The organism is Pseudomonas sp. GW823-FHT02F05 (genome assembly GCF_058797315.1).
Genome location: NZ_JBXAJM010000031.1, coordinates 25,459 through 52,067 on the forward strand (window position 1 = coordinate 25,459; position 26,609 = coordinate 52,067).

The 26,609-nt window shown below is 60.8% G+C and carries 22 protein-coding genes and 1 other RNA gene; 8 read left to right on the forward strand and 15 right to left on the reverse strand.

The genetic code is table 11. The annotated features are described in order from the left end of the window. Nucleotide 1: 1 nt before the first annotated feature. The 9 genes from mraY to rsmI all read right to left on the reverse strand — a co-directional run bounded on the left by mraY (nucleotide 2) and on the right by rsmI (nucleotide 9,052). Nucleotides 2-1,084 carry a phospho-N-acetylmuramoyl-pentapeptide-transferase gene (gene mraY / locus AC1RAC_RS26590; protein ID WP_003188670.1) on the reverse strand — a complete coding sequence of 361 codons (1,083 nt, stop codon included), beginning with the start codon at nucleotides 1,082-1,084 and terminating at the stop codon, nucleotides 2-4. Then, nucleotides 1,084-2,454, reverse strand: coding sequence for a UDP-N-acetylmuramoyl-tripeptide--D-alanyl-D-alanine ligase (locus AC1RAC_RS26595; RefSeq protein ID WP_072447108.1), 1,371 nt, complete (start codon nucleotides 2,452-2,454; stop codon nucleotides 1,084-1,086). Before AC1RAC_RS26595 ends, mraY begins: the two co-directional genes overlap by 1 nt. After that, nucleotides 2,447-3,910, reverse strand: coding sequence for a UDP-N-acetylmuramoyl-L-alanyl-D-glutamate--2,6-diaminopimelate ligase (locus AC1RAC_RS26600; protein ID WP_492617125.1), 1,464 nt, complete (start codon nucleotides 3,908-3,910; stop codon nucleotides 2,447-2,449). Before AC1RAC_RS26600 ends, AC1RAC_RS26595 begins: the two co-directional genes overlap by 8 nt. Next, entirely contained in the window at nucleotides 3,910-5,652 is a 1,743-nt protein-coding gene (locus tag AC1RAC_RS26605; protein ID WP_019816949.1) for a peptidoglycan D,D-transpeptidase FtsI family protein, read from the reverse strand. The genes AC1RAC_RS26600 and AC1RAC_RS26605 overlap by 1 nt, the downstream gene beginning before the upstream one ends. Next, nucleotides 5,652-5,945 carry a cell division protein FtsL gene (ftsL, locus tag AC1RAC_RS26610; protein WP_003188663.1) on the reverse strand — a complete coding sequence of 98 codons (294 nt, stop codon included), beginning with the start codon at nucleotides 5,943-5,945 and terminating at the stop codon, nucleotides 5,652-5,654. Before ftsL ends, AC1RAC_RS26605 begins: the two co-directional genes overlap by 1 nt. Next, a complete protein-coding gene (gene rsmH, locus AC1RAC_RS26615; RefSeq protein ID WP_003188661.1) occupies nucleotides 5,942-6,889 on the reverse strand; it encodes a 16S rRNA (cytosine(1402)-N(4))-methyltransferase RsmH in 948 nt (315 codons plus the stop codon). The genes ftsL and rsmH overlap by 4 nt, the downstream gene beginning before the upstream one ends. After that, on the reverse strand, nucleotides 6,886-7,341 hold the full coding sequence (mraZ, locus tag AC1RAC_RS26620; protein WP_004371993.1) for a division/cell wall cluster transcriptional repressor MraZ: 456 nt from the start codon (nucleotides 7,339-7,341) through the stop codon (nucleotides 6,886-6,888). Before mraZ ends, rsmH begins: the two co-directional genes overlap by 4 nt. Before the next feature lie 355 nt (nucleotides 7,342-7,696). Then, nucleotides 7,697-8,050, reverse strand: an RNA gene (rnpB, locus tag AC1RAC_RS26625) — RNase P RNA component class A. A gap of 96 nt (nucleotides 8,051-8,146) precedes the next feature. Further along, complete coding sequence (rsmI, locus tag AC1RAC_RS26630) at nucleotides 8,147-9,052, reverse strand: 16S rRNA (cytidine(1402)-2'-O)-methyltransferase (protein WP_087149550.1); 906 nt, start codon at nucleotides 9,050-9,052, stop codon at nucleotides 8,147-8,149. A gap of 176 nt (nucleotides 9,053-9,228) precedes the next feature. Here rsmI and AC1RAC_RS26635 point away from each other — a divergent pair, with 176 nt between their 5' ends. The 4 genes from AC1RAC_RS26635 to AC1RAC_RS26650 all read left to right on the forward strand — a co-directional run bounded on the left by AC1RAC_RS26635 (nucleotide 9,229) and on the right by AC1RAC_RS26650 (nucleotide 12,676). Beyond that, entirely contained in the window at nucleotides 9,229-11,040 is a 1,812-nt protein-coding gene (locus tag AC1RAC_RS26635) for a penicillin-binding protein activator (RefSeq protein WP_492617126.1), read from the forward strand. Then, the gene (locus AC1RAC_RS26640) at nucleotides 11,040-11,411 is read left to right on the forward strand and encodes a YraN family protein (RefSeq protein ID WP_034126335.1); all 372 of its coding nucleotides are present in this window, start codon (nucleotides 11,040-11,042) and stop codon (nucleotides 11,409-11,411) included. Before AC1RAC_RS26635 ends, AC1RAC_RS26640 begins: the two co-directional genes overlap by 1 nt. Before the next feature lie 93 nt (nucleotides 11,412-11,504). Further along, complete coding sequence (locus AC1RAC_RS26645) at nucleotides 11,505-12,098, forward strand: phosphoheptose isomerase (RefSeq protein WP_007904374.1); 594 nt, start codon at nucleotides 11,505-11,507, stop codon at nucleotides 12,096-12,098. Further along, nucleotides 12,095-12,676: a BON domain-containing protein gene (locus tag AC1RAC_RS26650; RefSeq protein ID WP_003188655.1), complete on the forward strand. Its 582-nt coding sequence runs from the start codon at nucleotides 12,095-12,097 to the stop codon at nucleotides 12,674-12,676. The genes AC1RAC_RS26645 and AC1RAC_RS26650 overlap by 4 nt, the downstream gene beginning before the upstream one ends. Before the next feature lie 202 nt (nucleotides 12,677-12,878). On the opposite strand, the gene AC1RAC_RS26655 is transcribed toward AC1RAC_RS26650, so the two are convergent. Further along, nucleotides 12,879-13,649: a YiaD family glycine zipper/OmpA-like lipoprotein gene (locus AC1RAC_RS26655; RefSeq protein ID WP_019816951.1), complete on the reverse strand. Its 771-nt coding sequence runs from the start codon at nucleotides 13,647-13,649 to the stop codon at nucleotides 12,879-12,881. Between the two features lie 178 nt (nucleotides 13,650-13,827). Beyond that, nucleotides 13,828-14,472, reverse strand: a complete 645-nt coding sequence (locus AC1RAC_RS26660) for an MBL fold metallo-hydrolase (protein ID WP_034126333.1) — start codon at nucleotides 14,470-14,472, stop codon at nucleotides 13,828-13,830. A gap of 155 nt (nucleotides 14,473-14,627) precedes the next feature. Between AC1RAC_RS26660 and AC1RAC_RS26665 the strand changes: the two genes are divergently transcribed. Genes AC1RAC_RS26665 through AC1RAC_RS26680 form a run of 4 tightly spaced genes read left to right on the forward strand, consistent with a single transcriptional unit; the run spans nucleotide 14,628 to nucleotide 18,061 of the window. Next, nucleotides 14,628-15,218 (forward strand): paraquat-inducible protein A, encoded by a 591-nt coding sequence (locus AC1RAC_RS26665; RefSeq protein WP_034126332.1) that lies wholly within the window; start codon nucleotides 14,628-14,630, stop codon nucleotides 15,216-15,218. Next, on the forward strand, nucleotides 15,215-15,859 hold the full coding sequence (locus tag AC1RAC_RS26670) for a paraquat-inducible protein A (RefSeq protein WP_014716963.1): 645 nt from the start codon (nucleotides 15,215-15,217) through the stop codon (nucleotides 15,857-15,859). Before AC1RAC_RS26665 ends, AC1RAC_RS26670 begins: the two co-directional genes overlap by 4 nt. After that, nucleotides 15,840-17,489, forward strand: a complete 1,650-nt coding sequence (locus tag AC1RAC_RS26675) for a PqiB family protein (protein ID WP_054897006.1) — start codon at nucleotides 15,840-15,842, stop codon at nucleotides 17,487-17,489. Before AC1RAC_RS26670 ends, AC1RAC_RS26675 begins: the two co-directional genes overlap by 20 nt. Nucleotides 17,490-17,503: 14 nt before the next feature. After that, nucleotides 17,504-18,061 (forward strand): PqiC family protein, encoded by a 558-nt coding sequence (locus AC1RAC_RS26680; protein WP_492617127.1) that lies wholly within the window; start codon nucleotides 17,504-17,506, stop codon nucleotides 18,059-18,061. 9 nt (nucleotides 18,062-18,070) lie between these two features. Here the strand turns inward: AC1RAC_RS26680 and AC1RAC_RS26685 are convergent, their stop codons facing one another. The 4 genes from AC1RAC_RS26685 to AC1RAC_RS26700 all read right to left on the reverse strand — a co-directional run bounded on the left by AC1RAC_RS26685 (nucleotide 18,071) and on the right by AC1RAC_RS26700 (nucleotide 26,393). Next, nucleotides 18,071-20,800, reverse strand: a complete 2,730-nt coding sequence (locus AC1RAC_RS26685; protein ID WP_054919308.1) for a winged helix-turn-helix domain-containing protein — start codon at nucleotides 20,798-20,800, stop codon at nucleotides 18,071-18,073. A 311-nt stretch (nucleotides 20,801-21,111) separates the two neighbouring features. Further along, a complete protein-coding gene (locus AC1RAC_RS26690) occupies nucleotides 21,112-22,476 on the reverse strand; it encodes a DUF1329 domain-containing protein (RefSeq protein WP_034126328.1) in 1,365 nt (454 codons plus the stop codon). Between the two features lie 42 nt (nucleotides 22,477-22,518). Beyond that, a complete protein-coding gene (locus AC1RAC_RS26695) occupies nucleotides 22,519-24,378 on the reverse strand; it encodes a DUF1302 domain-containing protein (RefSeq protein WP_003188640.1) in 1,860 nt (619 codons plus the stop codon). A 332-nt stretch (nucleotides 24,379-24,710) separates the two neighbouring features. After that, nucleotides 24,711-26,393 (reverse strand): fatty acid--CoA ligase, encoded by a 1,683-nt coding sequence (locus AC1RAC_RS26700; protein WP_054897009.1) that lies wholly within the window; start codon nucleotides 26,391-26,393, stop codon nucleotides 24,711-24,713. Nucleotides 26,394-26,609: the final 216 nt, after the last annotated feature.

The window sequence follows — 26,609 nt, forward strand, 5'->3', positions numbered from 1 at the left end:
TCTACCTCAGTTTCAGGGTGGCAAGGCCGACCAGTACCAGAATCACGGTGATGATCCAGAAGCGGACAATCACGCGTGGCTCAGGCCAGCCCTTGAGTTCAAAGTGGTGGTGAATCGGCGCCATGCGGAACACACGACGCCCGGTCAACTTGAAGGACGCCACCTGGATGACCACCGACAGGGTTTCCATCACGAACACACCGCCCATGATGAACAGCACGATTTCCTGGCGAACGATCACCGCGATGGTGCCCAAGGCTGCGCCCAGCGCCAGTGCGCCGACGTCGCCCATGAAGACTTGTGCCGGGTAGGTGTTGAACCACAGGAACCCCAGGCCGGCACCGATCAAGGCGCCGCAGAACACGATCAACTCACCGGCGCCCGGTACATAGGGAATCAGCAGGTATTCAGCGAACTTCACGTTACCCGAGAGGTAGCAGAAGATGCCGAGCGCACCGCCCACCATCACCGTCGGCATGATCGCCAGGCCGTCGAGGCCGTCGGTCAGGTTCACCGCGTTGCTGGAGCCGACGATCACGAAGTAGGTCAGCACCACAAAGCCCACACCCAGCGGGATGCTCACATCCTTGAGCATCGGGATGATCAAGGTGGTTTCCACGGCACTCGGCGCGGTGGTGTACAGGAATATCGCGGCGGCCAGGCCGAACACCGACTGCCAGAAATACTTCCAGCGGCTTGGCAGCCCCTTGGAGTTTTTCTCGATCACTTTGCGGTAGTCATCCACCCAGCCGATGGCACCGAACAGCAGGGTCACCAGCAACACCACCCACACGTAGCGGTTATGCAGGTCGGCCCAGAGCAAGGTGCTGACGCCGATGGACGACAGGATCAGCGCACCGCCCATGGTCGGCGTGCCAGACTTGGACAGGTGCGACTGCGGGCCGTCGTTACGAACCGATTGACCAATTTGCAGGTTCTGCAGGGTGCGGATCATCCACGGCCCCAGGAACAGTGACAAAGACAGCGCGGTCAGCACACCCAGGATCCCGCGCAGGGTCAGGTACTGGAAGACCGCGAAGCCTTTGTGGAACTGTTGCAGATACTCAGCCAGCAGCAGCAGCATTAATGTTTCTCCGTACTTGAGCCACACAAGGCTGCGACGACGTTTTCCATCACCGCGCTGCGCGATCCCTTGATCAAAATGGTTGTGTGTTTGTCATGTTCAGCCGCCGTCAACGCCTGGATCAGCTCGGCCTGGCTCGGGAAATGCCGCGCGCCAGGGCCGAAAGCGTTGACCGCATGGGCCATGTTTGTGCCAACGGCGTAGAGCGCGTCCACTTTGCCGGCGGCATAGGCGCCGACTTCACGGTGGCCCTGTTCAGCCCAATCGCCCAATTCGCCGATATCGCCCAGCACCAGCACCTTGCGCCCATCAAAGCCTTTGAGCAGGTCCACAGCGGCATTGATGGAGGACGGGTTGGCGTTGTAAGTGTCATCAATCACGCGCATGCCGTTGCCAGCCAGTTGCGCCACGGTGCGGCCCTTGACCGGCTGCACCGCGCCCAGGCCGGTGGCAATACCGAACAGCGACACGCCCAGGGCATGGGCGGCAGCGGCGGCGGCCAAGGCGTTGGCGACGTTGTGGTTACCCAGCAGGTTCAACTGCACGTGCTCATCACCTTGCGGGGTGTGCAAAGTGAAGGACGGGCAGCCACGGGCATCGACATTGATGTTGGAGGCGTGGAAATCGGCTGCGGCATTCAGCACTGCAAACGTCAGGACCTTGCGACCGGCGGCGCGTACACGCCAAGTCTCGAAGGCCTTGTCATCCAGGTTCAGTACCGCAGTGCCCGAGGCGTCGAGGCCCTCAAGGATTTCGCCCTTGGCTTCGACGATTTTTTCCGGGCCGCCGAACTCACCGACATGGGCGGTACCGGCGTTGTTGATGATCGCCACGTGAGGCTGGGTCAGCGCCACGGTATAGGCGATTTCGCCGATGCGCGAAGCCCCCAGTTCAATCACTGCCGCCGTGTGTTCCGGGGCCAGTTCGAGCAGGGTCAGCGGTGCGCCGAAATCATTGTTCAGGTTGCCACGGGTCGCGAGTACCGGCCCGCGCGTACGCAAGACGCCAGCAAGCAGTTCCTTGACCGTGGTCTTGCCGCTGGAACCGGTAATGGCCGCCACCGGCTTATCAAAAGCAGCACGGTTAAGCGCACCCAGTTGGCCCAGGGCCAGGCGGGTGTCGGGTACCAGCAATTGCGGCAAGGCAGAATCGGCCACTTCACGCTGCACCAAGGCACCGACGGCACCTTTGGCGGCAACGTCGTTGAGGTAGTCGTGACCATCGAAACGCGGGCCGGCCAGGGCGACAAACAGCTGCCCCGGCTGGATGTTACGACTGTCGATACTGACGCCGGTGAATGTGCAGTCGCTCGACAGCACACGGGCCGACAGGGACTGGGCCAGTTCGCTGAACGTCATCGCCTTAAGCATGGGCGACCTCCCAGGCGGTCAGGGCGTGATCCGCCTCGACCAGATCGGAGAAGGCATGACGCTCACCGTTGATTTCCTGATAGTCCTCGTGGCCTTTACCCGCGAGCACCACTACGTCGTCCGCGCCGGCACCGGCGATCAACTGGGCAATGGCGGCGCCGCGACCAGCCACAAAAGTGACGTTGGAGGCGTCTTTGAAACCGACACGGATGTCGTCGAAAATCTGGCTCGGGTCTTCGCTGCGCGGGTTATCGTCGGTGACGAGTACGCCATCGGCCAAGCGCTCGACAATTTCGGCCATCAACGGGCGCTTGCCGCGATCGCGATCACCGCCGCAACCGAACAGGCAAAGCAGTTTGCCTTTGGCATGTGGGCGCAGCGCTTCGAGGACTTTTTCCAGGGCATCCGGGGTGTGGGCGTAATCGACCACCACCAACGGTTGCGTGCCGCCACCCAGGCGCTGCATGCGACCGGCCGGGCCTTCCAGCTTCGGCAATACCCGCAGGATTTCATCCAGGGCGTAGTCCAGGCCCAGCAGTGCACCGATAGCGGCGAGCACGTTGCTCAGGTTGAACCGCCCAAGCAAGGCACTGCGCAAGTGGTGCTCGCCCTGCGGCGTCACCAATGTGGCGCGCACGCCTTCATCATTGAATTGGGCTTCGCGGCAGTACAGGTAGGCACTGGCATCTTGCAGGCTATAGCTGATCAGGCGCGCATCGCTGTCTTCGCCCGCCAGTTGGCGGCCGAATGCGTCGTCGAGGTTGACCACCCGGCACCTCAGGTCATTCCAGGCAAACAGCTTGGCCTTGGCGGCGGCGTACGCCTCCATGGTGCCGTGGTAGTCGAGGTGATCGCGGGACAGGTTGGTCATCACGGCCACGTCAAAAGCCAGTGCGGTGACACGCCCTTGGTCCAGGCCATGGGAAGACACTTCCATGGCTACCGCCTTGGCACCGGCCTTTTTCAGGTCGGCCAGGGTCGCTTGTACGGCAATCGGGTTTGGCGTGGTGTGCAGGCCGCTTTGCAGCGCGCCATAGAAACCGGTGCCCAGGGTGCCGACGATGCCGCAGTGCTGACCCAGCAGGTCCAAAGCCTGGGCAACCAACTGGGTCACACTGGTCTTGCCGTTGGTGCCAGTCACGCCCACCAGGTTGAGTTGACGGCTCGGGTCACCGTAGAAACGCCCGGCGATGTCGGACAACTGCGCTGCCAGGCCCTTGACCGAAATCAACGGCACATCGGTGATCGGCAGCACGGTGGCGCCTTCCACTTCATAGGCGACCGCAGCCGCACCGCGTTGCAGGGCATCGGCGATATGCGCACGGCCATCGAGCTTGCCGCCAGGTACCGCCAGGAACAGGTCACCGGCGCGTACATTACGGCTATCCAGCGTCAGCTCACGAATAAGCAGATCGTGGCCGGCATGGGCAAAAATCTTGTTCAGGCTAAGAGACATCAGCCGCGCCCTCCATTGGCTTTGACAGCGGCAGCCGGTGGACCAGCGTTGGCTTGTTGCGTTGGCGGCAGGTTGTCCGGCGTGATATTCATCAAGCGCAGGGTGCCGGACATCACTTTGCTGAACACCGGCGCCGAAACCAGGCCACCGAAGTAGCCGGCTTTACTAGGCTCGTCGATGACCACGACGATGGCATAGCGTGGGTCGCTCATCGGGCCGAAGCCGGCGAACAACGAACGGTAGGAGTTTTCGGCATAGCCCTTGGTGCCCACCGAGGTCTTACGCGCCGTACCGGACTTGCCAGCAACGTGGTACGCCGGCACCTGGGCGCGGAATACGCCACGCGGTGCCTCGATCACTTGTTGCAGCATGCCTTGCATAGTCTTGGCGACGTTTTCCGGGATCACTTGGGTGGCTTTTGGCGCTTCGTCGACGTGGATCAGGCTCAGCGGAACCATACGGCCGTTATTGGCCAATACCGAGAACGCGTGGGCCAACTGGATGGCGGTCACCGACAGGCCGTAGCCATAGGAAAGCGTGGCAGTCTCGGCTTTTCTCCACTCGCGGTAGTTCGGCAGGTTACCGACCCGCTCGCCCGGGAAGTCGAGGCCGGTGGGTTGCCCCAGGCCGATCTTTTGCGCCAGGTGATAGATGGTCTCGCCGCCGATATCGAAAGCAACCTTGCTCATGCCGACGTTACTGGAGTTGATCAGGATGCCGGTCAGGTCCAGCACTGGCCCCTCGGTGCGGGACACGTCACGAATGGTGTACTTGCCCAACTGCAAGGTGCCTGGGTAAACCTCGACCTTGTCGCTGGGTTTCCAGCGGCCGGTTTCCAGGGCAGCGCTCATGGAGATGGCTTTCATGGTGGAACCAGGTTCGAACACGTCGATCATCGCGCGGTTACGCATCATCGCCGGCTGCAGGTTGCGGCGGTTGTTCGGGTTGTAGGTGGGCTGGTTGACCATGGCGAGGATCTCGCCGGTTTTCACATCCATGATCACCAGGCTGCCGGCCTTGGCGCCGTTCTCGATGATCGCGTTACGCAGTTCGCGGTTGGCCAGGTATTGCAGACGCAAATCGATCGACAACGCCAGAGGCTTGCCGGCCTTGGCGTTCTTGGTGACCTGGACGTCCTTGATCAGCCTGCCGCGCCGATCCTTGATGACCTGACGCTTGCCCGGAACCCCGGCCAGCCATTCGTCATAGGCCAGTTCGACCCCTTCGCGGCCGTGGTCATCGATGTCGGTGAAACCCACCATGTGCGCGGTGGTTTCACCGGCCGGGTAGAAACGCCGAAATTCCTCGATGCCGTAGACGCCGGGAATTTTGAGATCGAGCACTTGCTGGCCTTGCTCAGGGGTAAGCCCACGAACCAGGTAGATGAATTCTTTATTGGCCTGGGCTTCCAGGCGTTCGGTCAGGGCCTTGCGGTCCTGCCCGAGGGCAGCGGCCAGTTCAGGCCACTTGTCCTTGGCAACTTGCAGCTCTTTGGCGTTGGCCCACAGGGTGGTCACCGGGGTACTGACGGCCAGAGGCTCGCCGTTACGGTCGGTGATCAGGCCACGGTGTGCAGGAATCGGGATGTGCCGCAGGCTGCGAGCGTCACCCTGGCCGATCAGGAAGTCGCGGTCGACGACCTGAAGGTCGAAGATGCGCCAGACGATCGCGCCCACCATCAATGCCAGCAAGCCGAGCATCAGGCGAAAGCGCCATGGGTAGAGTGCCCCTTCGAGTTTCATCATGGCGCCACCATGCGAACTTCAGCCGCGCCTGGGATGTGCATCTTCAACTGTTCGGTAGCCAGCACTTCGATACGGCTGTGGGCCGTCCAGGTGCTTTGCTCAAGAATCAACCGGCCCCATTCTGCCTGGGCTTTGTCGCGCACGCTCAATTCCCCGTAAAGGGTATTGAGCAACTGACGGTTCCAGTGGGCGCTGTAGGACACCGCTATCGCGGACACCAGCACGCCGACAAACAGCAGCAACATAAAGAAGCTACCGCCCGGGAGGGGCTTGGCGAAAAGCTTGCTCACCGCAATTTCTCCGCAACACGCATGACGGCGCTACGGGAACGTGGGTTGGCCTTGAGTTCGGCTTCGGAAGCGAACTGCGCTTTGCCATGGATTTTGATTTTCGGCACGAAGGCTTCGAAACGCACCGGCAGGTTACGCGGCAGGTTATCGGACTCGCCCTTTACCAGACGACGCATGAAGAGTTTGACGATGCGGTCTTCCAGGGAGTGGAAGCTGATCACCACCAGGCGACCGCCCACTTCCAAAGCATCCAGAGCGGCCTCGAGGCCGGCTTCCAGATCGCCCAATTCGTTATTGACGTGAATGCGCAACCCTTGGAATGCGCGGGTGGCCGGGTTCTTGCCCTTTTCCCAGGCAGGGTTGGCGACCTTGAGCACTTCGGCCAGGTCAGCGGTGCGTTCGAACGGCTGGATTTCGCGGCGCTCGACCACGGCACGCGCCATTCGACCGGCGAAGCGCTCTTCACCGTATTCCTTGAACACACGGGCGATTTCTTCTACCGGCGCGGTGGCGATGAATTGTGCGGCACTGACCCCACGAGTGGGGTCCATACGCATATCGAGGGGGCCGTCGTTCATGAAGCTGAAGCCGCGCTCCGGGTCGTCGAGCTGTGGCGAAGACACGCCCAGGTCGAGCAGAACCCCGGCCACCTTGCCCGCCATACCGCGCTCGGCAACTTCGGCACCCAGCTCGGCAAAGCTGCGCTGCACAACGACAAAGCGGCCGTCTTCGGCCGCTAGCGCTTGCCCGGTGGCAATCGCTTGAGGGTCTTTGTCGAACCCGAGGAGTTTGCCGTCGGACCCGAGCTGGCTGAGTATCAACCGGCTATGCCCGCCCCTGCCGAATGTGCCATCGACATAGCAGCCATCGGCACGTACGGCGAGAGCCTCAACGGCTTCGTCAAGCAGTACGGTGATGTGGTTAAAGCCGCTATCAATAGTCACAGGATCAAATCACGCAGTTCATCAGGCATGGCGCCCGGTTGTTGAATAGCAGCCAGGTCCGCTGCAGACACAGCATCCCAGGCATCTTCGTCCCACAATTGGAACTTGTTCAGCTGGCCTACCAGCATTGCGCGCTTGTCGAGCCTGGCGTACTCGCGCAGTCGCGGCGGCACCAGGAAACGACCGCTGCCATCGAGCTCAAGGTCGACGGCATTACCGATCAGCAAACGCTGGAGGCGGCGGTTTTCTTCACGCAATGAAGGCAGCGCGCGCAACTTGGTTTCAATCAACTCCCACTCATCGAGAGGGTAAACACATAAACAGGGGTCAACGGCGTCAATCGTGATGATTAACTGCCCTGAACTTCGCGAAATGAGCTCGTCACGATACCGGCTCGGCATGGCGAGACGGCCTTTTGCATCGAGACTGATAGCGTTAGCTCCGCGAAACACAGATGCGTTTCTCCAAATTTTAGCGTTTTACGTTCAAAAAACCCACTTTGTGCCACTTTCCGCCACTTGCGCACACTATAGGAATGCGCCCACCACACCGTCAAGGCGCGTATTCAAGGAAAAGCCTTACAGAACGGAGATTTAGGAGTGCAAAAGGAGGAGAAACGAGAGTTTGGCGATGTTTTTGACTCAACAACGGCAAATGGCTCAGAGAGCTAGAGGCTAAAGTTAAAGTAATTTATTAAGAGTAAGATTTTTTTGGTATTACGAAGATGCATCTGCCAATGATTTGGCAGGAAGGGATTCTTGCGTTACTACCGGGTTTGCGCACGAGATTCGAACGCAAGGAAAAAAGGTGGAGAGTCGATCTGTAAGCCGGGTTCTGTCTTGAACAGTCATTCGTCTACGATGGCCATCACTGGACATCTTTAGCAACCTACCCGGTCCCAGCGCGGGCCACGCCTTGGGACCCTATTTGGTCTTGCTCCAAGTGGGGTTTACCTAGCCACGAACTGTTGCCAGTCGTGCGGTGCGCTCTTACCGCACCTTTTCACCCTTACCGGCACCGAAGTGCTTAGGCGGTTATTTTCTGTGGCACTTTCCGTAGGCTCACGCCTCCCAGGCATTACCTGGCACTTCGCCCTATGGAGCCCGGACTTTCCTCCCCCCCCTAATTTTCATAGAGGGCAGCGACTGTCCAATCGACTCTCCGCCGCGCAGGTTAACGGCACGGCGGCTTGAGGACAAGTATTAAAAGTGCGGCATTGCCATCACGTTCAGACGAAATACAGATTTGCCCCAGGAACTATTCGGCCTTCTGCTTATCGAGCGCGACCTGATACAACACGTTCTTGCGCACGCCGGTAATTTCCGCTGCCAGGGCGGCGGCGCGCTTGAGTGGCATTTCCTTGAGCAACAAATCGAGGACGCGCATGGCCTCGCTGCCCACCGCATCTTCATTCTCCGGCGCGGTCCAGCCTGCTACCAGCACCACGCATTCTCCACGTTGTTGATTGCTGTCGCCCTCGACAAACGCTCGCAGCTCCTCCAGCGGCAACCCCTTGAGGGTTTCGAAGGTCTTGGTCAACTCTCGGGCCAGCAAGGCCAGGCGCTCACCGCCGAACACCAGCTCCATGTCTTGCAGGCATTCAAGGATACGATGCGGAGCCTCATAGAAGATCAAGGTGCGCGGTTCTTCTTTAAGTGCCTGCAGACGCGCCCGACGCCCTACAGCCTTGGCGGGCAGGAAGCCTTCGAAGATAAAGCGGTCCGAGGGCAACCCGGCGGCCGATAATGCAGCAATCAGCGCGCAGGCTCCCGGAACAGGCACTACATTGATACCTGCGGCACGGGCCTGGCGGACCAAGTGGTAACCAGGATCGGAAATCAGGGGCGTGCCCGCGTCGGAAATCAGCGCGACGTCATCACCCGCCAAAAGACGTGTGATAAAGCGGCTACCCTCTTCACGTTCGTTGTGTTCGTGGCAGGCCGCTAATGGCGTGCTGATACCAAAATGCTGCATCAACCGTTGGGAGTGCCGCGTGTCTTCTGCCGCGATCAATTTCACCTCGCGCAACACTTTCAGCGCCCGGGCACTGATGTCGTCCAGGTTGCCAATGGGCGTCGCCACCACAAAAAGCGAGCCAGCAGTGGAATTCAAAAGACCTGGAGCAGTCAAAGCGCACACCTCGATGGTTGGCAAAAGCCACATTGTAGCGCGTAGACGCCTTGAAAATATGCCATCACGGCCGATGCCGTTTCAGCCACCATTAGCTAAACACAACATTTGCACGACCTAAATCCACGGTTTAACGCCATGAACATCGCGCCTGGGCCAGTGCTTGGGTACACTTCCACGCTAATTTGATCGGTATCAGGAACACTTACATGATCGCTTGCCTGCGGCTGCTCTCCGCCCTCTGCCTCGCTGCCTTGCTGGCTGCTTGCGCCAGTTCGCCCTCCTCCAGTCTTGGCGAACTGCCACGCACGCCCGATGCCAGTATCGAGCAACTGCTCGAACAGGCGACGAACGCCAAGACGCCAGAAAAAGCCGCGTTGCTGCGCCTGAGCGCGGCGGACCTGGCTTACCAGCAGAACAACCCCGGCCGCTCCTCGCAGATCCTTGCGCAAGTGCCCCTGGACGCCCTGAAGCCAGCCGCGCAAGTATTTGCCAGCACCCTGGCCGCAGAACTGGCCATGGGGCGCAACCAGCCCAAGGCGGCTTTGGCAGCGCTGAACCACCCCAGCCTGCAAAGCCTGAAGGAACTGCCGACCGACCAGCAGATCCGCACCGGTACCGTACATGCACGTGCCTATGAAGCCGATGGGCAGACCCTCGCCGCCGCTCGCGAGCGGGTGTCCATGGCGCCCCTGCTGACGGGTGAGGCTGCCAACAGCAACCACGAGGCCATCTGGGTATTGATTGCCGCGTTGCCAGCCGAACAGCTGCAAGCCACTGGCAACCCGACACTCGATGGCTGGATCACCCTGGCCCAGGCGGTCAAGGGCGCCGGTACGCTGGAGCAACAACAAGCCGCCATCGACACCTGGCGCGCACAGAACCCGGGCCACCCGGCTGCAGTGCAACTGCCAGCGCCGCTGACCAAGCTCAAGGAACTGGCCAGCCAGCCCCTGAACAAGATCGCCCTGCTGCTGCCGCAGGAAGGGCCGCTGGCGGCTGTGGGCAAAGCGCTGCGCGAAGGCTTCATGGCGGCTCACTACCAGGCTGAACAAGCCGGGCAGAAGCCACCGGTCATCGAGTTCTATGACAGCTCGCGCCTGGGCTCCCTCGACGACTTCTACGCCAAGGCCCAGGCCGCCGGCGTGCAACTGGTGGTCGGCCCGCTGGAAAAACCGCTGGTCAAGCAACTCAGCGCACGCCCGCAGTTGCCGATCACCACCCTCGCCCTGAACTACAGCGAGACCGATCAAGGCCCGGCGCAGTTGTTCCAGTTCGGCCTGGCCGCTGAAGACGAAGCCCGCGAAGTGTCGCGCCGTGCACGTGCCGACGGCCTGCACCGTGCCGCCGCCATGGTGCCCCGTGGCGAATGGGGCGAGCGCGTCTACAAAGCGTTCCGCCAGGATTGGGAAGCCAATGGCGGCACTGTCATGGGCGTTGAATATGTCGATCAGCCTGTTGCCCTGGCCCAGCAGATCGCCGATCTGTTCCAACTGCGCAAGAGCGAAGGCCGCGCCAAGAGCCTGCAAAGCACAGTAGGCACCGACGTAGCCGCCCAGCCTTCGCGTCGCCAGGACATCGAGTTCATGTTCCTGGCTGTCACGCCACAACTGGCCCAGCAGATCAAGCCGACCCTGAACTTCCAATACGCCGGCGATGTGCCGGTGTACGCAACCTCCCACGTGTTCAGTGCCAGCGGTGACCGTAACCAGTACCTGGACATGACCAACGTGATGTTCTGCGAAACCCCCTGGTTGCTCAACACCACCGACCCACTGCGCAACCAGGTTGCGGCGCAATGGCCGCAAGCCAATGGCAGCCTGGGCCGCCTCTACGCAATGGGCGTCGATGCCTACCGCCTGGCACCACGCCTGGGCCAGCTCAAGGCACTGCCTGACACCCGTGTCGACGGCCTCTCGGGCAACCTGGGCATCAGCGCCAACCAGCGCGTGGACCGCCAGATGCCTTGGGCGAAGTTCGTCGGCGGCGAAATACAGCGCCTGCCCGATACCCCACGCTGATGCCCCAGCGGTCCAGCGCACAAAGCGGCAAGGATGCCGAACTGCATGCTCTCGATTACCTGCAACAACAGGGTCTGCGCCTTCTGGCGCAGAACTGGTTATGTAGACGCGGCGAGCTTGATCTGGTCATGCTTGACGGCGATACAGTAGTATTCGTCGAAGTCCGCTACAGAAAACACGCACAATGGGGTGGCGCGCTCGCCAGTATCGACGAGCGCAAGCGTCAAAAGCTGATACTCGCTGCGCAGTTTTTCCTGCAAAAAGAGCATCGCTGGGCTGACCGCCCCTGCCGTTTCGATGTGGTTGCAATGGAAAGCACCCCGTCAGGCACAGCTGATCTGACCTGGCTTAAAAATGCCTTCGACAGCTGATTCGCCGGGCACCCTCACCACTCACTTTTGCTCTTTGCATTGCGGGCTGCACACTACCTGTGCCAAACAGCCGCGCTACTTAAGGTCACACAGATGGACATGCAATCCCGAATTCGCCAGCTTTTCCAGGCCAGCATCGACACCAAGCAACAGGCGATGGACGTACTTGCACCGCACATCGAGCAAGCCAGTCAGGTCATGGTCAATGCCTTGCTCAACGAAGGCAAAATGCTTTCGTGCGGCAACGGTGGTTCGGCCGGCGATGCCCAGCATTTTTCCTCCGAGCTGCTCAACCGTTTCGAACGCGAGCGCCCGAGCCTGCCGGCCATTGCATTGACCACCGACTCGTCGACGATCACTTCGATCGCCAACGACTACAGCTACAACGAAATCTTCTCCAAGCAGATCCGCGCCCTAGGCCAGCCGGGCGATGTATTGCTGGCGATTTCCACCAGCGGCAACTCGGCGAATATTATTCAAGCGATCCAGGCCGCACATGATCGCGAAATGATTGTCGTAGCCTTGACCGGTCGCGACGGCGGCGGCATGGCTTCGCTGCTGCTGCCCGAGGACGTGGAGATTCGCGTCCCGGCCAATGTCACTGCACGTATCCAAGAAGTTCATCTGCTGGCGATCCACTGCCTGTGCGATCTGATCGACAGCCAACTGTTCGGGAGTGAAGAATGACCGTTAATCGCCTCAGTCTTTTGGCCATTACGCTGTGCGTCGCCATCAGCGGCTGCAGCTCGGCTATCACCGCTACACGGGACACCCCTATTCAGGACGACCGGGGCACACGCACCTTCGGCAGCACCATTGATGATTCGCTGATCGAAACCAAGGTCAAGGTCAACGTCGCCAAGGCTGCTACCGACCTGGGCAACGGTGCCTCGCGCATCGTGGTGACCAGCTTCAACGGCGTGGTCCTGCTGGCAGGCCAAACACCCCGCGCCGATCTCAAGGCCCAGGCCGAGCAAGCCGCTGCCGGCGTGCAACGCGTCAAGAAGGTCCACAACGAACTGCAGGTCATGGACCCGATCACTCTGCTGGCCATCAGCAACGATGCCTTGCTGACCACCAAGATCAAGGCCCAGATGCTGACCGACAGTGCAGTGCCAGGCTCGCGAATCAAGATCGTCACCGATAACGGCATCGTCTACATGATGGGCCTGCTGACCCAGGCAGAAGCCACCCGCGCCGCCAACCTGGTGCAAGGTGTGTCGGGCGTACAGAAGATCGTCAAGGTATTCGAATACATCGACTGATGTAGATCGAAGCTGCCTGATCGTTCCCACGCTCTGCGTGGGAACGCATCCCGTGACGCTCCGCGTCACCCCACAAGCCTCGACTTTTGCGCCATCAGTGGGACGCGGAGCGTCCGAGCGGGCATTCCCAGGCAGAGCGTGGGAACGATCAAAAAAGGGCGCCGTGCATTGACTGCACGGCGCCCTTTTTAGTGCCCAGGGTTTACTGGTATTGCTGGTACGGATTGCCCTGGAACTGGTTGTTCTGCTGTGGTGCCTGCTGCTGACCAGGCTGGCCGTATTGCTGGCCAGGGATCGGGCCGAGGTTGACTTCGACGCGGCGGTTCTGCGCACGGCCATTCACGTCGGCGTTGCTGGCAATCGGGTTATCCGGACCGGCACCGCGTGCGCTCAGGTTGGCACCATTGACGCCTTGGGAGGTCAGGTAGTTGGCCACGCTCTGCGCACGGCGCTGGGACAGGTCCATATTCAGTTGGCGGCTACCGGTGCTGTCGGTGTAGCCAACGATCTGGATGGTGTTCTGGTTGAACTGCTTGAGAGAGTTGGCCAGGTTGTTCAGCGGCTGGTAGAAGCTGCTGGAGATCGCGTCCGAGTTGGTGGCGAAGGTAATGTTGCCCGGCATGATCAGCTTGATCTGGTCACCCTGGCGCTGCACCTCGACCCCGGTGTTCGCCATGCTTTCACGCAGTTTTTTCTCTTGCTGGTCGGCGTAGTAGCCATAGCCCGCCGCACCGGCACCCGCAACGACTGCGCCAATCAGCGCGCCCTTGCCACGGTTGTTATGGTCGATGGCCGCACCGGCCAATGCACCAGCCAGCGCACCTAGGCCGCCGTACTTGGCGGTTTTGCTCATGCCGCTTTCGGAACCATTGCTGGCCTGTCCCTGGCTGCCGTCATAAGGGTTAGGTGAGGCGCAGCCAGACAACAGGGCTACGGCGGTAGCGACAACAAGCAGACGACGCGGAGTGAACATGAAGGAAGCTCCTACTTTTGCATTCTGTGATGCAGAGGACATTGGCAATGGACCTGTGCCGAGTTTGGAACGCGACAAACGGCAAAAATTCCGTGGAGGGGTGCGTAAAGCATAGCTGTCTTTGGCTCGGGCCTGTGTCTGTGTGTCTGTACCGGCTTGTATCAGAGCCGACAACCCATCACGCACGCACGAAAGGATTCTCCCGCATCTCATCGCCCAGCAAAGTATCCGGCCCATGCCCAGTGACCACCGTCGCGCCCTCGTCCAGCGTATACAAGCGCTGCTTGATCGACCGCACGATCGTCGCCTGGTCGCCGCCCCATAAGTCCGTGCGCCCTACGCCGCGACGAAACAAGGTATCGCCGGCGATCAACAGCTTGGCGTCGGCGAACCAGAAACTCATCGAGCCCGGCGTATGCCCTGGGGTGTGCAAGGCTACGCCACAGCCGCAGGCCAGTTCTTCGTCATGCTCCAGCCAGCGATCCGGCGACGGTACCGGGACGTAGGGCACGCGAAACATCTGGCATTGCATTTCCAGGTTGTCCCATAGAAATTGATCATCTTTGTGCAGATGCAGCGTGGCGCCGGTCTTTTCTTTCAATTGACCGGAGGCGAGGAAATGATCGAGGTGAGCATGGGTGTGGATAATGCTCACCACCTTCAGTCCCAGCGCATCAAGGCGCGCCAGGATCAACTCGTGATTGCCACCGGGGTCGACTACGATGGCTTTTTTAGTGATCGGGTCGCCAATGATGGTGCAGTTGCACTGCAACGGGCCGACGGGAAAGGTTTCGCGAATCAACGGTTGTTTTTCAATAGTCATGGGTGTCCTGCAAGCTCTCTGGCGCGTTCCAAGTGCAGTATGGTGTAGCTTGGCCCTGCTCTGGAAGGAGTCGATTACGCGGTCCATCCGCTGCTAAGCTACGCAAGCGCCATTGAAATCCCCTGCTGCAGTCAGTCGCATTTGGAGCAACACCCATGGCGAATCAACAGATCATCTGCGAACACTGCGACTGCGTGTACGAGAAAGTCACGCTCGCCAAACATCAAAAAGCCCTGTGTGTGCGTTGTTTTGGCGTGCTGCAGCGCTATAACGGCCTGTCGGTGCAGCAACGTCTCGCCCTGACGGTGACCGCCGCAGTGCTGTGGACCTTTGCGAACTTTTATCCGGTGATGAGCATCAGCCTGCAGGGCTTGAAAAACAGCGCGACGCTCTGGGATTCAGTCGTTGCATTGAGCCTGGGGCCGATTACGTTCATTGCCTTGGTCGCGGCGATTTCCATCATTATCGCGCCAGTGTTTCAGTTGCTGTTGCTGATCTGGGTGCTGAGTTTCGCGTTGGCCGGCAAGCGCTCGCCGGCATTCAAGCTGTGCATGCGCTGGCTCGAAGCACTCCGGCCCTGGAGCATGCTGGAGGTGTGCCTGCTGGGCGCGATGGTCGCGGTCTTCAAGCTGGCCGGCATGCTGGATGTGATCCCTGGCACCGGCCTGTTCGCCTTGGCCGCCCTGAGCCTGTTGCTGATCCGCATTGCCGGGCGCGATGTACGCGACCTGTGGGACACCGTATGAATTCACCGCCCACCGCCCGCGAGCTGAACCTGTGCCTGTGCCATACCTGCGGCCAGCCCTGCGACATGCGCCTTGAGCCCACCGAGTGCGATCGCTGTGGCGCCGCACTGCATCGGCGCAAGGTGCAGTCCCTGACCCGAACCTGGGCCTACATGCTCACCGCCCTCGCCTTTTATGTCCCGGCCAACTTACTGCCGGTGATGAACACCACCATGCTCGGCTCGGGCGCAGACAGCACCATCATGAGTGGCGTGCTGGAGTTCTGGCAGCATGGCGCCTGGGACATTGCGCTGATCATTTTCATCGCCAGCATTGCCGTGCCGGGTATCAAGTTCCTGTCGCTGGGGCTGCTGCTGGTCACCGTGCAGCGTAATAGCCAGTGGGCGCGCAAGGAGCGTTCAAAGCTGTTTCGGTTTATCGAACTGATCGGCTACTGGTCGATGCTCGATGTCATCGTGGTTGCCCTGGTGGCCGCGCTGGTGAAGTTTCAAGCCCTGGGCACGATCGAACCGCGCCTGGGCATTCTGTTTTTTGGCCTGGTGGTCGTGTTTACGATGCTGGCGGCCATGAGTTTTGATCCCCGGCTAATCTGGGAAAATCCACATAACGAGGAGACCTCGGATGAGCTCATCCAAGGCTGACACCCCTGCGGGGCAACCCGTGATCAAGACGCGTCGTTTCAGTGTCTCGCTGGTCTGGATCGTGCCGATTGTCGCCGTACTGGTGGGGATCTCGCTGGTGATTCACAGCGTCATGCAACAAGGGCCGACCATCGTCCTCAACTTCAAGACCGGCAGCGGGCTGGTTGCCAACAAAACCGAGGTCAAATACCGCAACGTGGTGATCGGCCAGGTAACCGCCGTGGCCCTGAGTGATGACCAGAAAAGCGTCAATGCCACCGTCGAGCTGGTCAAACAGGCCGAAAGTTTCACCCGCGAAGATTCAAAATTCTGGGTGGTGCGCCCGCGCATCGGCGCAGGCGGCGTGTCGGGCATCGACACGTTGTTGTCCGGCGACTACATCGGCGCAGACATTGGCCAGTCCGAGACTCGCGCCAAACACTTCACCGGCTTGGAAAACCCGCCGCCCATCACCTACGGCGAGCCGGGCAAGCGCTTCACCCTGCACACCCAGGCCTTGGGCTCCCTGGATATCGGCTCCCCCGTCTATTACCGCAAGATCCCGGTGGGCCAGGTAGTGGCCTATGAGCTGGACAACGAGGGCAAGGGCGTGAATGTCGAAATCTTTGTGCATGCGCCCAATGATGTGTACATCACTGAGAACACGCGTTTCTGGAATGCCAGCGGCGTCGACTTGAGCGTCGGTGCCAATGGCTTCGCGCTGAAAACCGAATCCTTGTCCTCCATGTTGATGGGCGGGATTGCCTTCCAGGCCCCGCCCTACAACCCCAATGACAAACCGGCCGAAGAAAGTCGCAGCTTTGACTTGTTCGAAGACCAGCAAAGCGCCCTCGCCCCGCCCAACGGCAAGGGGCAATACATGGTCCTGCGCTTCGATCAGGCCCTGCGTGGGTTGAAAGTCGACGCGCCGGTGGAGTTCCTCGGCGTCGAGTTCGGCAGGGTTGTATCGATCAACCTGGATTTCGATGCGAAGAAACGCACCTTCCCGGTCAATGTCGGCATCGTGATCTACCCGCAACTGCTCGGCGAGGCCCACACCAAGTTGCTCAAGGCCATGAACAATAACCCTGACGATGAGGCAGCCGGCGTACGCCTGATCGGCACCTTCATCGAAAACGGCCTGCGCGCCCAGGCCCGCAGCGGTAACTTGCTGACCGGCCAGCTGTACATCGCCCTGGACTTCTACCCCAAGGCCGAGAAAGTCGCGTTCGACCCGAACCAGCGCCCCGTGGGCATCCCCACGATCCCGGGCAACCTGGAACAACTGCAAGAGAAGTTCGAAGGCATCGTCAACAAGATCAGCCAACTGCCTGTCGAGCGCATTGCCGGCAACCTCGACGCCAGCCTGGTCGAACTGCGCAAGGGCCTGGCGCAATTCAACGCCAAGACGCTGCCGGGTGTGCAGACGACCTTGGCCGACGTGAGCAAGACCCTGCAATCGGCCAGTTCAACCTTGGCCGAAGACTCGCCGCAGCGTGAACAACTGACCCAGACCCTCGACGAGTTGGGGCGCATGTCGCGCTCCCTGCGCGAGCTTTCGGATTACCTGGGCCGGCATCCGGAGTCGCTGATTCGCGGCCGCCCCGATAACGCCGCACCGACGGACCTGCAAGGGCCACCCCGCAAATGACCATTGGAGCCGCCATGACATTGCCGTTGAAGATCACGTTGCTGAGCGCCCTGCTGCTGCTCGGTGCCTGCCGCAGTGAACCCATCGCCTTTCACACCCTGACCCCGGCGCACTTGAGCCCGAGTACGCGAGCAGAGGCCGGCGGTGTGCGCATTGAGAGCATCAGCGTGCCGCCTCAGGTAGACCGCGCGCAGATCGTTATCCGCCAGGGCGACAGCGGCCTGGCGATTCTTGAAACCCAGTGGTGGGCCGCCACCCTCGCCGATGAACTGAGGAGCGCCTTGGTGGATCAATTAGCCAACAGCAATGCCCGGCGAGCCGTGGCTTTGCGCGTAGACGTGCAGCGGTTTGACTCGGTACCGGGGCAGTACGCATTGCTCGATGTGCGCTGGCGCGTGAGGCAAGTCAATGGCGATCGCCCGGCCTTGACCTGCCGCACCACCTTGCAATCACCTGCCGGGCCGAGCATCGACGAGTTGGTGGTGGCGCATCAGAACAACCTCAAGCGTTTCGCGGCGCTGATCAATCAGACCGTCGACACCTCACTCAAAGGCTGCCCGACCACGCCATAAACCCAGGGCTCAGGCCAACAACCCCATGGCCTTGGCCCGCGCCACCGCCTGGGTACGACGCTCCACGCCGAGCTTGCTGTTGATATGGCTGGCGTGGGTCTTCACCGTGTGCAGGGAGATGAACAGCTGGTTGCTGATTTCCTGGTTTGAACAGCCTTGGGCAATCAGTTGCAGCACCGCCAGCTCTCGGGTGCTGAGGGTTTCCTGTTGAGGTGTGGCTTCAACTGCGCTGGCTTGGGGCAGCAACGCCAGCAAGCTCTGATTGAGCAGCCCATGGGAATCCTTGCCCAACTGATCGCGTATCCACTGCGGATAACCCTCCAACAACCGTTGAAACGGCTGCAACGCACCGCCCGAACCGGCTTCCAGGGCACGGGCGAATACCGGCCGGGCCTTGGCTTCCAGGCCATTATCCAGAAGTAACTGCACCTGCTGGACCAGCGCCATCAGGGCAATCATCTGGCGCCCACTGTCATGGGCCTGTTGGGCCAACGCTTCCAGGCGTTGCAGCGCGCTGTCGGGCTGATGGCGCGTGGCATCGAGCGCAGCTTGTTGCAGCTCGATATGTTGCGGCAGGTGCGGATGAAACTCGGGGGCCGCCGCGGCGTGCTCGCCGTTGTAGGTCTGCCCCAGGCGGGCCAGCCAGGCGTCGGCCAGGTCAGTGCGCCCCTGGGCCAGCCACAACTCGCATTTGATCAGGGTGATCATCGCCAGGTAATAGATCGGCGGCACATCCCAGATGTGCATCAAGCGCTCGGCCTCGGCCAGTTCGGCAAAAGCATTGGCAAACTCCCTACGCCGCCCTTCGAAGCTGGCGATGACGCAGTGCCCGATCAGCACGCTGATATCGCGGCAGGCACGGGCCTCGGCCAGGCCGGCGCGCAAACGCGCCAGGCCGGCCTCGGGCTGGTAACGCACCAGCAGCAGGTAGCCTTCGTACAGCGACAGGCGCGCGCGCACGGCATATAGGCGTTGGGAGGCGAGCCCATGCAAGCGCTCCAGGCCCTGACGGACTTCATCCAGGGAACGCAGGATCTCCCCCCGCGCCTGCAGTACCCGGGCCCGGTCGTAATGGGCCAAGGCTTCAAACAAGGGGTTACCGACGCGCTGCGCCAGTTCCAACGATTCGCGGTTCAGGCCACGGGCGCGCCACAGGTCGGCATCGACGATCGCCAGGTTGGACAGGGTCGAAAGGCACATCAGGCGCTGGCCGTAACGCTTTTGCGGCAGGCTTTCCAACGCCTCTTGGCAATAGCGCTGGGTCAGCTCACGGTCCCCACGCCCACGGGCAATAATCCCGCTCAGCGCCAACCACTGGGCCAACATGGATTTTTGCGCGGTGGCCGACGGGGCAGGCAGGAAGCGGCTGAGGTAACTGGACAGCTCCTGTGCCGCATCCAATTGGCACGCCAGCCCCAACGCCCAGCTATACAGCACGATCAAACGTGGCGTGCTGATCAGCAGGCTGTCGGGCAAATCCATCTTCCAACGCAACAGCATGCCCACATTCTGCTCTGCCAGCAGTTGCTCTTCGGACAGGTTCTGCACCAGGTTCGCCGCCACATCCAGATGCCCGGCCCGCAGCGCCTGCTCCACCGCCTCGTCGATCAAGCCCTGGGCGTTAAACCAGCGACAGGCGCGCAAGTGCAAACTGGCCGGCGGCAAGGTGGCGCTTTTCTCGCGGCGGGTGCGCAGCAGGTCGGAGAACAAGTGGTGGTAGCGGTACCAATGGCCTTGCTCGTCCAACGGCACCAGGAACACTTGATGAGCCTGCAAATAGCGCAGGATTTCTGCGCTGTCATGGGCCTCGCGGACGGCGTCGCATAGTTCGCTGCAAAAGCGCTCCTGCGGTGCGGTGTCGTACAGGAACGCTTGTACCTCCGCAGGCAGGCAGTCGATGACTTCTTCGAGCAGGTAATCGCGAATCAGACCCTCGCCACCGTGCAGGCTTTGCGGCAAGGCGCTCTCACTGCCGGCTTCGGAGGCCGCCAACAGCCAGAAGCGCAGGCCGGCGACCCAGCCCTCGCTACGGCGGATCAGGTTTTCCAACGCCTCGCCGCGCAATGCATCGCCGTGTCCATCCAGCACCGCCAGGGACTCGTCATGGGTCAGGCGCAGGTCTTGCTCATGCAGTTCCAACAGGTGCCGCGACAGGCGCAGGCGTGCCAGGTGCCAGTCCGGACGCTGCCGGCTGGTGACCAGCACCACTAGGCCATCAGGCAAATGATTGAGAAAAAACTGCAGGCAGCGATCCAGCACCGGGCCTTGGGCCAGGTGATAGTCATCCAGCACCAGCAATAACGGCGAACGTGCAGACAGGTGCACTGCCAGTTCGTCGAGCAGGCCATCGAGCCATTCTTCGAAGGCAAAGGGTTGGTGACGCTGGCGCATTTTCAGCAACCCCAGGGATTGGGCGCCGAGTTGCGGGAAATACTGTTGCAAGCCGTCGAGCAGCCGCTCCAGGAAACGGCCGGGGTCGCTGTCCCGAGGGCTCAGGCCCAACCACAGGCTTTGCCACTGGGCAGGCAAGCCCTGGCAGAACTCCACCGCCAACGAACTCTTGCCAAACCCCGCGGGCGCGCTGACCAGCAACAGTCGCCCATCAAGGCCCGCATTCAGCCGTTCGCACAGGCGCGGGCGCAGCACGTAGCCGTCAGGCAGCGGGGGCCGGTAGAAGCGGCCTTCCAGGGTCGGCATCACCACACTGGCAGGCCCATGGGTTCGGGACAGATCAGTCATCGCCGGGCTCTTGTAGAAGGCTGTTGTCGGCATTGCAGATGTCCGCAGACTAGCGGTAAAAGCGGCGGGATTGTAGATCTTTGCAACAAATGGCTGAAAAAGAACTGCGACAAGAAATATCCCGTCCAGCCTCCTGGAAAGAAGTAGGAGCGAGCTTGCTCGCGAAGCGCTCAAAAACAACGCGCCCATCCAGGAATGATCGTTCCCACGCTCTGCGTAGGAATACAGACTTCGACGCTGCGCGTCGACTTTTGAGGCGTGACGCAGAGCGTCACGGGAAGCGCTCCCACGCAGAGCGTGGGAGCGATCAGTTAGCGAACGCCGTCCTGGCGCAGGGCCGCTGGGGTGAAGTCGCTGGTGCTGGCGGTGAAGCCGAAGTCATAGGCCTGCTTCTCTTCGTTCTTCATGCCCAGGGCCAGGTAGCGGCCGGACTGCAGGTCGTAGAGGGTTTCCAGGGCGTACCACGGCACTTGCTTGTCGTAGTAGTTCTCGGCATGGGCTTCGGCAACGCGCCACAGTTGGCCGCGACCGTCGTAGTGGTCGATCACCGCTGCTTGCCAGGTGTCTTCGTCGATGTAGAAGTCACGCTTGGCGTAGATGTGGCGCTGGCCTTCCTTCAAGGTGGCGACCACGTGCCAGACCCGGCGCAGCTCATAGCGAGCCAGGTCCTGGTTGATGTGGCCAGCCTTGATGATGTCGGCGTACTTGAGCTTGGGATCGTCGACCTTGTAGCTGTTGGAGGCGATGTACATCTCTTTCTTGCCTTCCAGCTTCCAGTCGTAGCGGTCCGGCGCACCGTTGTACATGTCGAGGTTATCGGAGGTGCGCAGGCCATCGGCGGCAGTACCCGGCCCGTCATAGGACACTTGCGGCGCCCGACGCACACGGCGCTGCCCGGCGTTGTAGACCCAGGCCGAACGCGGCTCTTTGACCTGGTCCAGGGTTTCGTGCACCAGCAGTACACCACCGGCCAGGCGCGCTGGCGCAGTCACTTGCTGCTTGAAGTAGAACAGCACGTTGCCTGGGTTTTTCGGATCGAAGTCCTTCATCTTGTCGCGGAACACGAACTGGTCGCGGAAGTACACCAGGCTATAGGAACCGTTGGTTTGCGGGGTGGCCTGGGTAACCAGGCGGGTCACGCTGCCGCCGCGATAACGGGTGATGTGGTTCCAGATCACTTCAACGCCGCTCTTGGGAATCGGGAACGGGACGGCGGTTTCGAAGTTTTCCAGGCCGTTGCCGCCGGACACCAGGTTGGTGGTGGTGGCGTTTTTCTTGATCGAGGCAAACACCTCGGCCGGCACGGTGGCGCCGCGATGGGTCGGGTACACCGGCATCTTGAAGCTGTCCGGGTAACGCTTGAACATCGCGTATTGCCCGGGGGCCAGCTTGTCTTTGTACTGCTCGACGTTCTGCGCAGTGATGGTGAACTGCGGTTGCTCGCTGGCATACGGGTTGGCGAGGAAACCACGGGCGTCCACCGCGCCGGCATTGGTCGGCAATGGCGACCATTTAGGAATGGTGCCGGCCGCGTTACCGGCCATCTCGGCGCCCATCGGGGTCAGGGTCGTGCCGAGCTTGGCGGCTTCATCTGCCGAGACTGCCGCCATGACGTTACTCGCCAGGATCGACAGCCCAAGCACACCCACGTGCAACAGACTTTTTGTTATTTTCATGCTCTGGTCTTCCTGAATACATGCCACTTGAAAAGAGTGTGCTTAGAAGTTGGCGCCGAAGCTCAAGGCGACAAAGTCGCGGTCATCCACGGTGCTGAACTTGCCACCAAAGAAGTTGGTGTACGCCAGGCTCGCGGTGTAGGTGTTCTGGTATTCGGCATCCAGGCCCAGGCTGACCGCCTTGCGACCTTCTTCAAAGTTGCCGCCAGGGCCTGGCGAGTAACCTTTGACGTCGTGGGACCAGGCCACGTTGGGCTTGAGGTTCACGCCTGCGAACACGTCCGGGTATTCCCAGATGGCACGGGCGCGGTAGCCCCATGACGTTGCGGTGGTATAGCCGTCGTTATTGCAATTGGTGTTCAGGCCAGCAGCGTTGGGCAAGCCGGCGCCGTTGGCGGTGGAGTTGTTGAGGGCGTTGCAGAACCCACCTGGCAGCGTGCCTGGGCCGAACACCGGATCGCGGCCGTAACGAGCCTGGGATTTGCTTTCCAGGCCACCCACGTGGGTCACGCCGATTTCACCGACGGTGGTGAGGCGGCTGGCGCCCATGACCTGGTCGAAGAAGTGCGTGAAAGTGGTCTGGAACTGGGTGACTTCCTTGCGGTTGTAGCCGTGCAGGTCCTGGCCTGGCGTGCCCTTGAGCACGGACGCATTGCCAAAGCCGGGGATCGGCGTGACGCCGGCGAACAGAATGTCAGTGGTGCTCAACTGCACCGGCGCATTCGGACGGTAGCTCAACTCACCGCTCCAGGCGGTGCCGGTAGGCAAGGTGGTGGAGAAGCTCAGGCCGTAGAGGCGAATATCTTCCGGGTACTCGACGAAGTAGTTCGAGCTACCCGCCACGATCAACGGCCGCAAGGCCCCCAGTGGCCCCAGCGGACGCGTGTAGGCCGCCGATGGCGCGCCCTGCGCACTGAAGATCGGCGCACGGCTGTGGTAGTTCATGAAGTAGGCGCCGAATTCGGTATCCAGCGGTTCGAAGTTGTAGCGCATAGCGACGCCGAACTGGCCGCTGTCGCGTGCATCACGGTCCGGACCACGACGCACCAGTACGCCTTCGCTGTTCACGTCCACACCCAAGGCACCCAGAGTTGGCAGGGCGGCAGCAGGAATGGTGGAACGCTTGTTCAGTACCCGCAGGTTGTTGCTGCAACCATCGGAGATCACGTCCGGCTGCGAGAAGAACGTGCCGCAGTTATCGGTCACGGTCTGGTCCCACTCCAGTTGGTAAAACGCCTCGGCCGACAGGTTGTCGGTGAGCGACTGGGACACGTAGAACATGTTCACCGGGATCAAGCCTTCCTTGATCTCGGCCCCCGGACGACGAAACGCCGACACGTCGATCGGGTTGATGGAGTTGATGCCGCCGCCGATGAAGGTACTTTCGCCCCAGCTCACGACCTGCTTACCAAAACGCACGGAACCCGGCGCATCGGCAATCGAGTAGTTGTGGTAGACGAATGCATCGAGAATCTGCCCGCCCGAAGACTTGGCGCCTTCCTTGCGGTTGTTGTCGCTGATGTCCTTGAACGGACGGCTTTCGTCCTTGAGTTCGAAGTCGTACCAGTACTTGCCCCGCACAAACACACCGGTGTCGCCGTACTTCAGTTCCAGGTCGTGGATGCCCTTGAAGATCTTCGAGAAGGTCTCGCCGCGCTTGAAGTTCAGGTGGCCGTCATCGGAGGTCTGGGACAGGCCCTTGCCGCCGTTGTTGGCACCGATCAGGTCACGATTGGGTTTGGCCGTGGACCAACTCGCCCCCACGGAAAGCGACGAGTCAAAGCTCCCTTCGATTTCACCAATGTTGAAACTGACGCCGAATGCCGGCCCGGCGAGCGTAGAAGCGAGGCTGACGGCCAGGGGCAGTCTTGCCCGGCGCCAGAACTGGTTTACTGAGGTCATCGACGCTACTCCATGTGCATATTTTATTGTTATGGCAGTGAGCCCTTTCTTCAGATGTAACGGCCGGGATACAACGATTCCAATGCCGCATCGCCACCGAGCCTCCATGGCTCGAAGCGCAACATCCGCGAAAAACTCTGAAAGGGACTATAGCCAGAGGGGGGTAGTGCTTGATCCCTCTAAAGTGTGATTTGCATCACCAACCTGTCTGCCACAACCCTTTCGCCACGCCGACGAAGGTCGACGCGGGAAGGATGGCTGAAATTCGGCAAATCACAAGTAAAGGCTTGATATAGAGCATTGCCGCGCCCGAACGGGCGCGGCGAGAGGGTTTAGAGCGTGGACAGGAACGTGCTGTTGTTGGCCTGCCATTCGATGATGTCGACACGGATACGTTTCTTGTCGAGTTTGCCGACACTGGTCTTGGGAATTTCAGTAACAACGGCGATCTGGCTCGGGATCGCCCACTTGCTCAAATGGCCCAGCTCGACAAAAGGCTTGAGGTGTTCCTTGAGCTCTCGCGCATCGATCACATGCCCTTCACGCACCACCAACAAGGCGAAGGGCCGCTCGCCCCATTGCGGGTCGGCAATGCCCACCACCGCCACTTCCCGTACCGCCGGGTGGCGGCTGACCAGATCTTCGAGTGCCAGGGAAGAGATCCATTCGCCGCCGGTCTTGATCACATCCTTGATGCGGTCGCGGATATCAATCACACCGAAGGCATCCAGCGTGGCCACATCACCGGTGTGCAGCCAGCCACCGGCCCATAGCTCGGCGCCCTTGTGCGGCTCGTTGTAGTAACCCTCGGTCAGCCACGGCGCGCGCAGCACCAGTTCGCCCTGGGTTTCGCCATCGGCGGGTAAGAAACGACCGTCGGTGTCCATGATTGCCGCCTCGACCAACGGCCCCGGCACACCGGCCTTGATGCGGTAGGTGGTGCGCTCATCTTCGCTGCCAGCCATCAACTCATCATTGAGGTGAGCGCAGGATACCAGCGGCCCGGTCTCGGACATGCCGTACGCGGCGGTTAGTTGAATGCCTCGGGCCTTGGCGGCTTCGTACAGCGAACGGTTGAGGGCGCTGCCGCCGATGACGATTTTCCAACCGCCGAAATCCACGTTCTGCGCAGCCTTGGCGTTGAGCACCATTTGCAGAATGGTCGGCACACAGTGGGAGAACGTCACCTTCTCCTTGCGCCACAGTTCCACCAGGTATTCCGGATCGTAGCGGCCGGGATACACCTGTTTCAGCCCGAGCATGGTCGCCACATACGGCAAGCCCCAGGCGTGTACGTGGAACATCGGCGTGATCGGCATGTACACGTCGTTGGTGCCCAGCAGCCGCACGCTGTCGACGCTGCCCATGATGGTCGCTACGCCAATGGTGTGCAGCACCAGTTGCCGATGGGTGAAGTACACGCCCTTGGGGTTGCCGGTGGTGCCGGTGGTGTAGAAGGTGGTGGCGACCGAGTTTTCGTCGAAGTCCTTGAAGTCATAGGTGGGGCTGGCGGCGGCCAGCAGGGTTTCGTACTCACCTACCAAGTTGGGCAGCTCGGCGGTGTGGGTGTCACCATCGGTAATCAATAAGGTCTTGTCGACGGTAGTGAGCTGCCCGGCAATCGCCTGGTAGAGCCCCACGAACTCACTGTTGACCAGCACAAAGCGGTCTTCGGCGTGGTTCATGGTGTACAGAATCTGTTCTGGCGACAGGCGCACGTTGATAGTGTGAATCACCGCGCCGATCATCGGGATGGCGAACATACACTCCAGGTAACGGTGGCTGTCCCAGTCCATCACCGCCACCGTGTCACCGGCCTTGACCCCGGCTTCGGTCAGCACATTGGCCAGGCGAGCGACGCGCTCGATCAGCGTCGGGTAGCTGTAGCGCAGCTTGTCGCGATAGATAATTTCCCGGGTTTTCTCGTAGCGAGTCCCGGACATCAACAGGCGCTTGATCAACAGCGGGTATTGGTACGCACCTTCGGCGGGCGGGATAACACGGGTCTGCAACATAAGAATCCCTTTAATGACTGCACGGTCTTGGCTTGAAGACCTGCACTGTAGAGCGCTTATGTTTCAGCCAAATCAGCCAAAGGAATGATTTGCAGGGGCCAGTAAATGCTAGCGTTACGCCATTACCGAGGACCTAATGAGACCCAATGTGGGAGCGGGCTTGCTCGCGAATGCGGAGTGTCAGCCGGTATATCTTTGACTGAAGCACCGCATTCG

Coding starts and splice junctions, on each gene's coding strand:
- mraY (WP_003188670.1), bottom strand. CDS start 1,084: ATGCTGCTGCTGCTGGCTGAGTATCTGCAACAGTTCCACAAAGGCTTC.
- AC1RAC_RS26595 (WP_072447108.1), bottom strand. CDS start 2,454: ATGCTTAAGGCGATGACGTTCAGCGAACTGGCCCAGTCCCTGTCGGCC.
- AC1RAC_RS26600 (WP_492617125.1), bottom strand. CDS start 3,910: ATGTCTCTTAGCCTGAACAAGATTTTTGCCCATGCCGGCCACGATCTG.
- AC1RAC_RS26605 (WP_019816949.1), bottom strand. CDS start 5,652: ATGAAACTCGAAGGGGCACTCTACCCATGGCGCTTTCGCCTGATGCTC.
- rsmI (WP_087149550.1), bottom strand. CDS start 9,052: ATGTGGCTTTTGCCAACCATCGAGGTGTGCGCTTTGACTGCTCCAGGT.
- AC1RAC_RS26635 (WP_492617126.1), top strand. CDS start 9,229: ATGATCGCTTGCCTGCGGCTGCTCTCCGCCCTCTGCCTCGCTGCCTTG.
- AC1RAC_RS26640 (WP_034126335.1), top strand. CDS start 11,040: ATGCCCCAGCGGTCCAGCGCACAAAGCGGCAAGGATGCCGAACTGCAT.
- AC1RAC_RS26645 (WP_007904374.1), top strand. CDS start 11,505: ATGGACATGCAATCCCGAATTCGCCAGCTTTTCCAGGCCAGCATCGAC.
- AC1RAC_RS26650 (WP_003188655.1), top strand. CDS start 12,095: ATGACCGTTAATCGCCTCAGTCTTTTGGCCATTACGCTGTGCGTCGCC.
- AC1RAC_RS26655 (WP_019816951.1), bottom strand. CDS start 13,649: ATGTTCACTCCGCGTCGTCTGCTTGTTGTCGCTACCGCCGTAGCCCTG.
- AC1RAC_RS26660 (WP_034126333.1), bottom strand. CDS start 14,472: ATGACTATTGAAAAACAACCGTTGATTCGCGAAACCTTTCCCGTCGGC.
- AC1RAC_RS26665 (WP_034126332.1), top strand. CDS start 14,628: ATGGCGAATCAACAGATCATCTGCGAACACTGCGACTGCGTGTACGAG.
- AC1RAC_RS26670 (WP_014716963.1), top strand. CDS start 15,215: ATGAATTCACCGCCCACCGCCCGCGAGCTGAACCTGTGCCTGTGCCAT.
- AC1RAC_RS26675 (WP_054897006.1), top strand. CDS start 15,840: ATGAGCTCATCCAAGGCTGACACCCCTGCGGGGCAACCCGTGATCAAG.
- AC1RAC_RS26680 (WP_492617127.1), top strand. CDS start 17,504: ATGACATTGCCGTTGAAGATCACGTTGCTGAGCGCCCTGCTGCTGCTC.
- AC1RAC_RS26685 (WP_054919308.1), bottom strand. CDS start 20,800: ATGACTGATCTGTCCCGAACCCATGGGCCTGCCAGTGTGGTGATGCCG.
- AC1RAC_RS26690 (WP_034126328.1), bottom strand. CDS start 22,476: ATGAAAATAACAAAAAGTCTGTTGCACGTGGGTGTGCTTGGGCTGTCG.
- AC1RAC_RS26695 (WP_003188640.1), bottom strand. CDS start 24,378: ATGACCTCAGTAAACCAGTTCTGGCGCCGGGCAAGACTGCCCCTGGCC.
- AC1RAC_RS26700 (WP_054897009.1), bottom strand. CDS start 26,393: ATGTTGCAGACCCGTGTTATCCCGCCCGCCGAAGGTGCGTACCAATAC.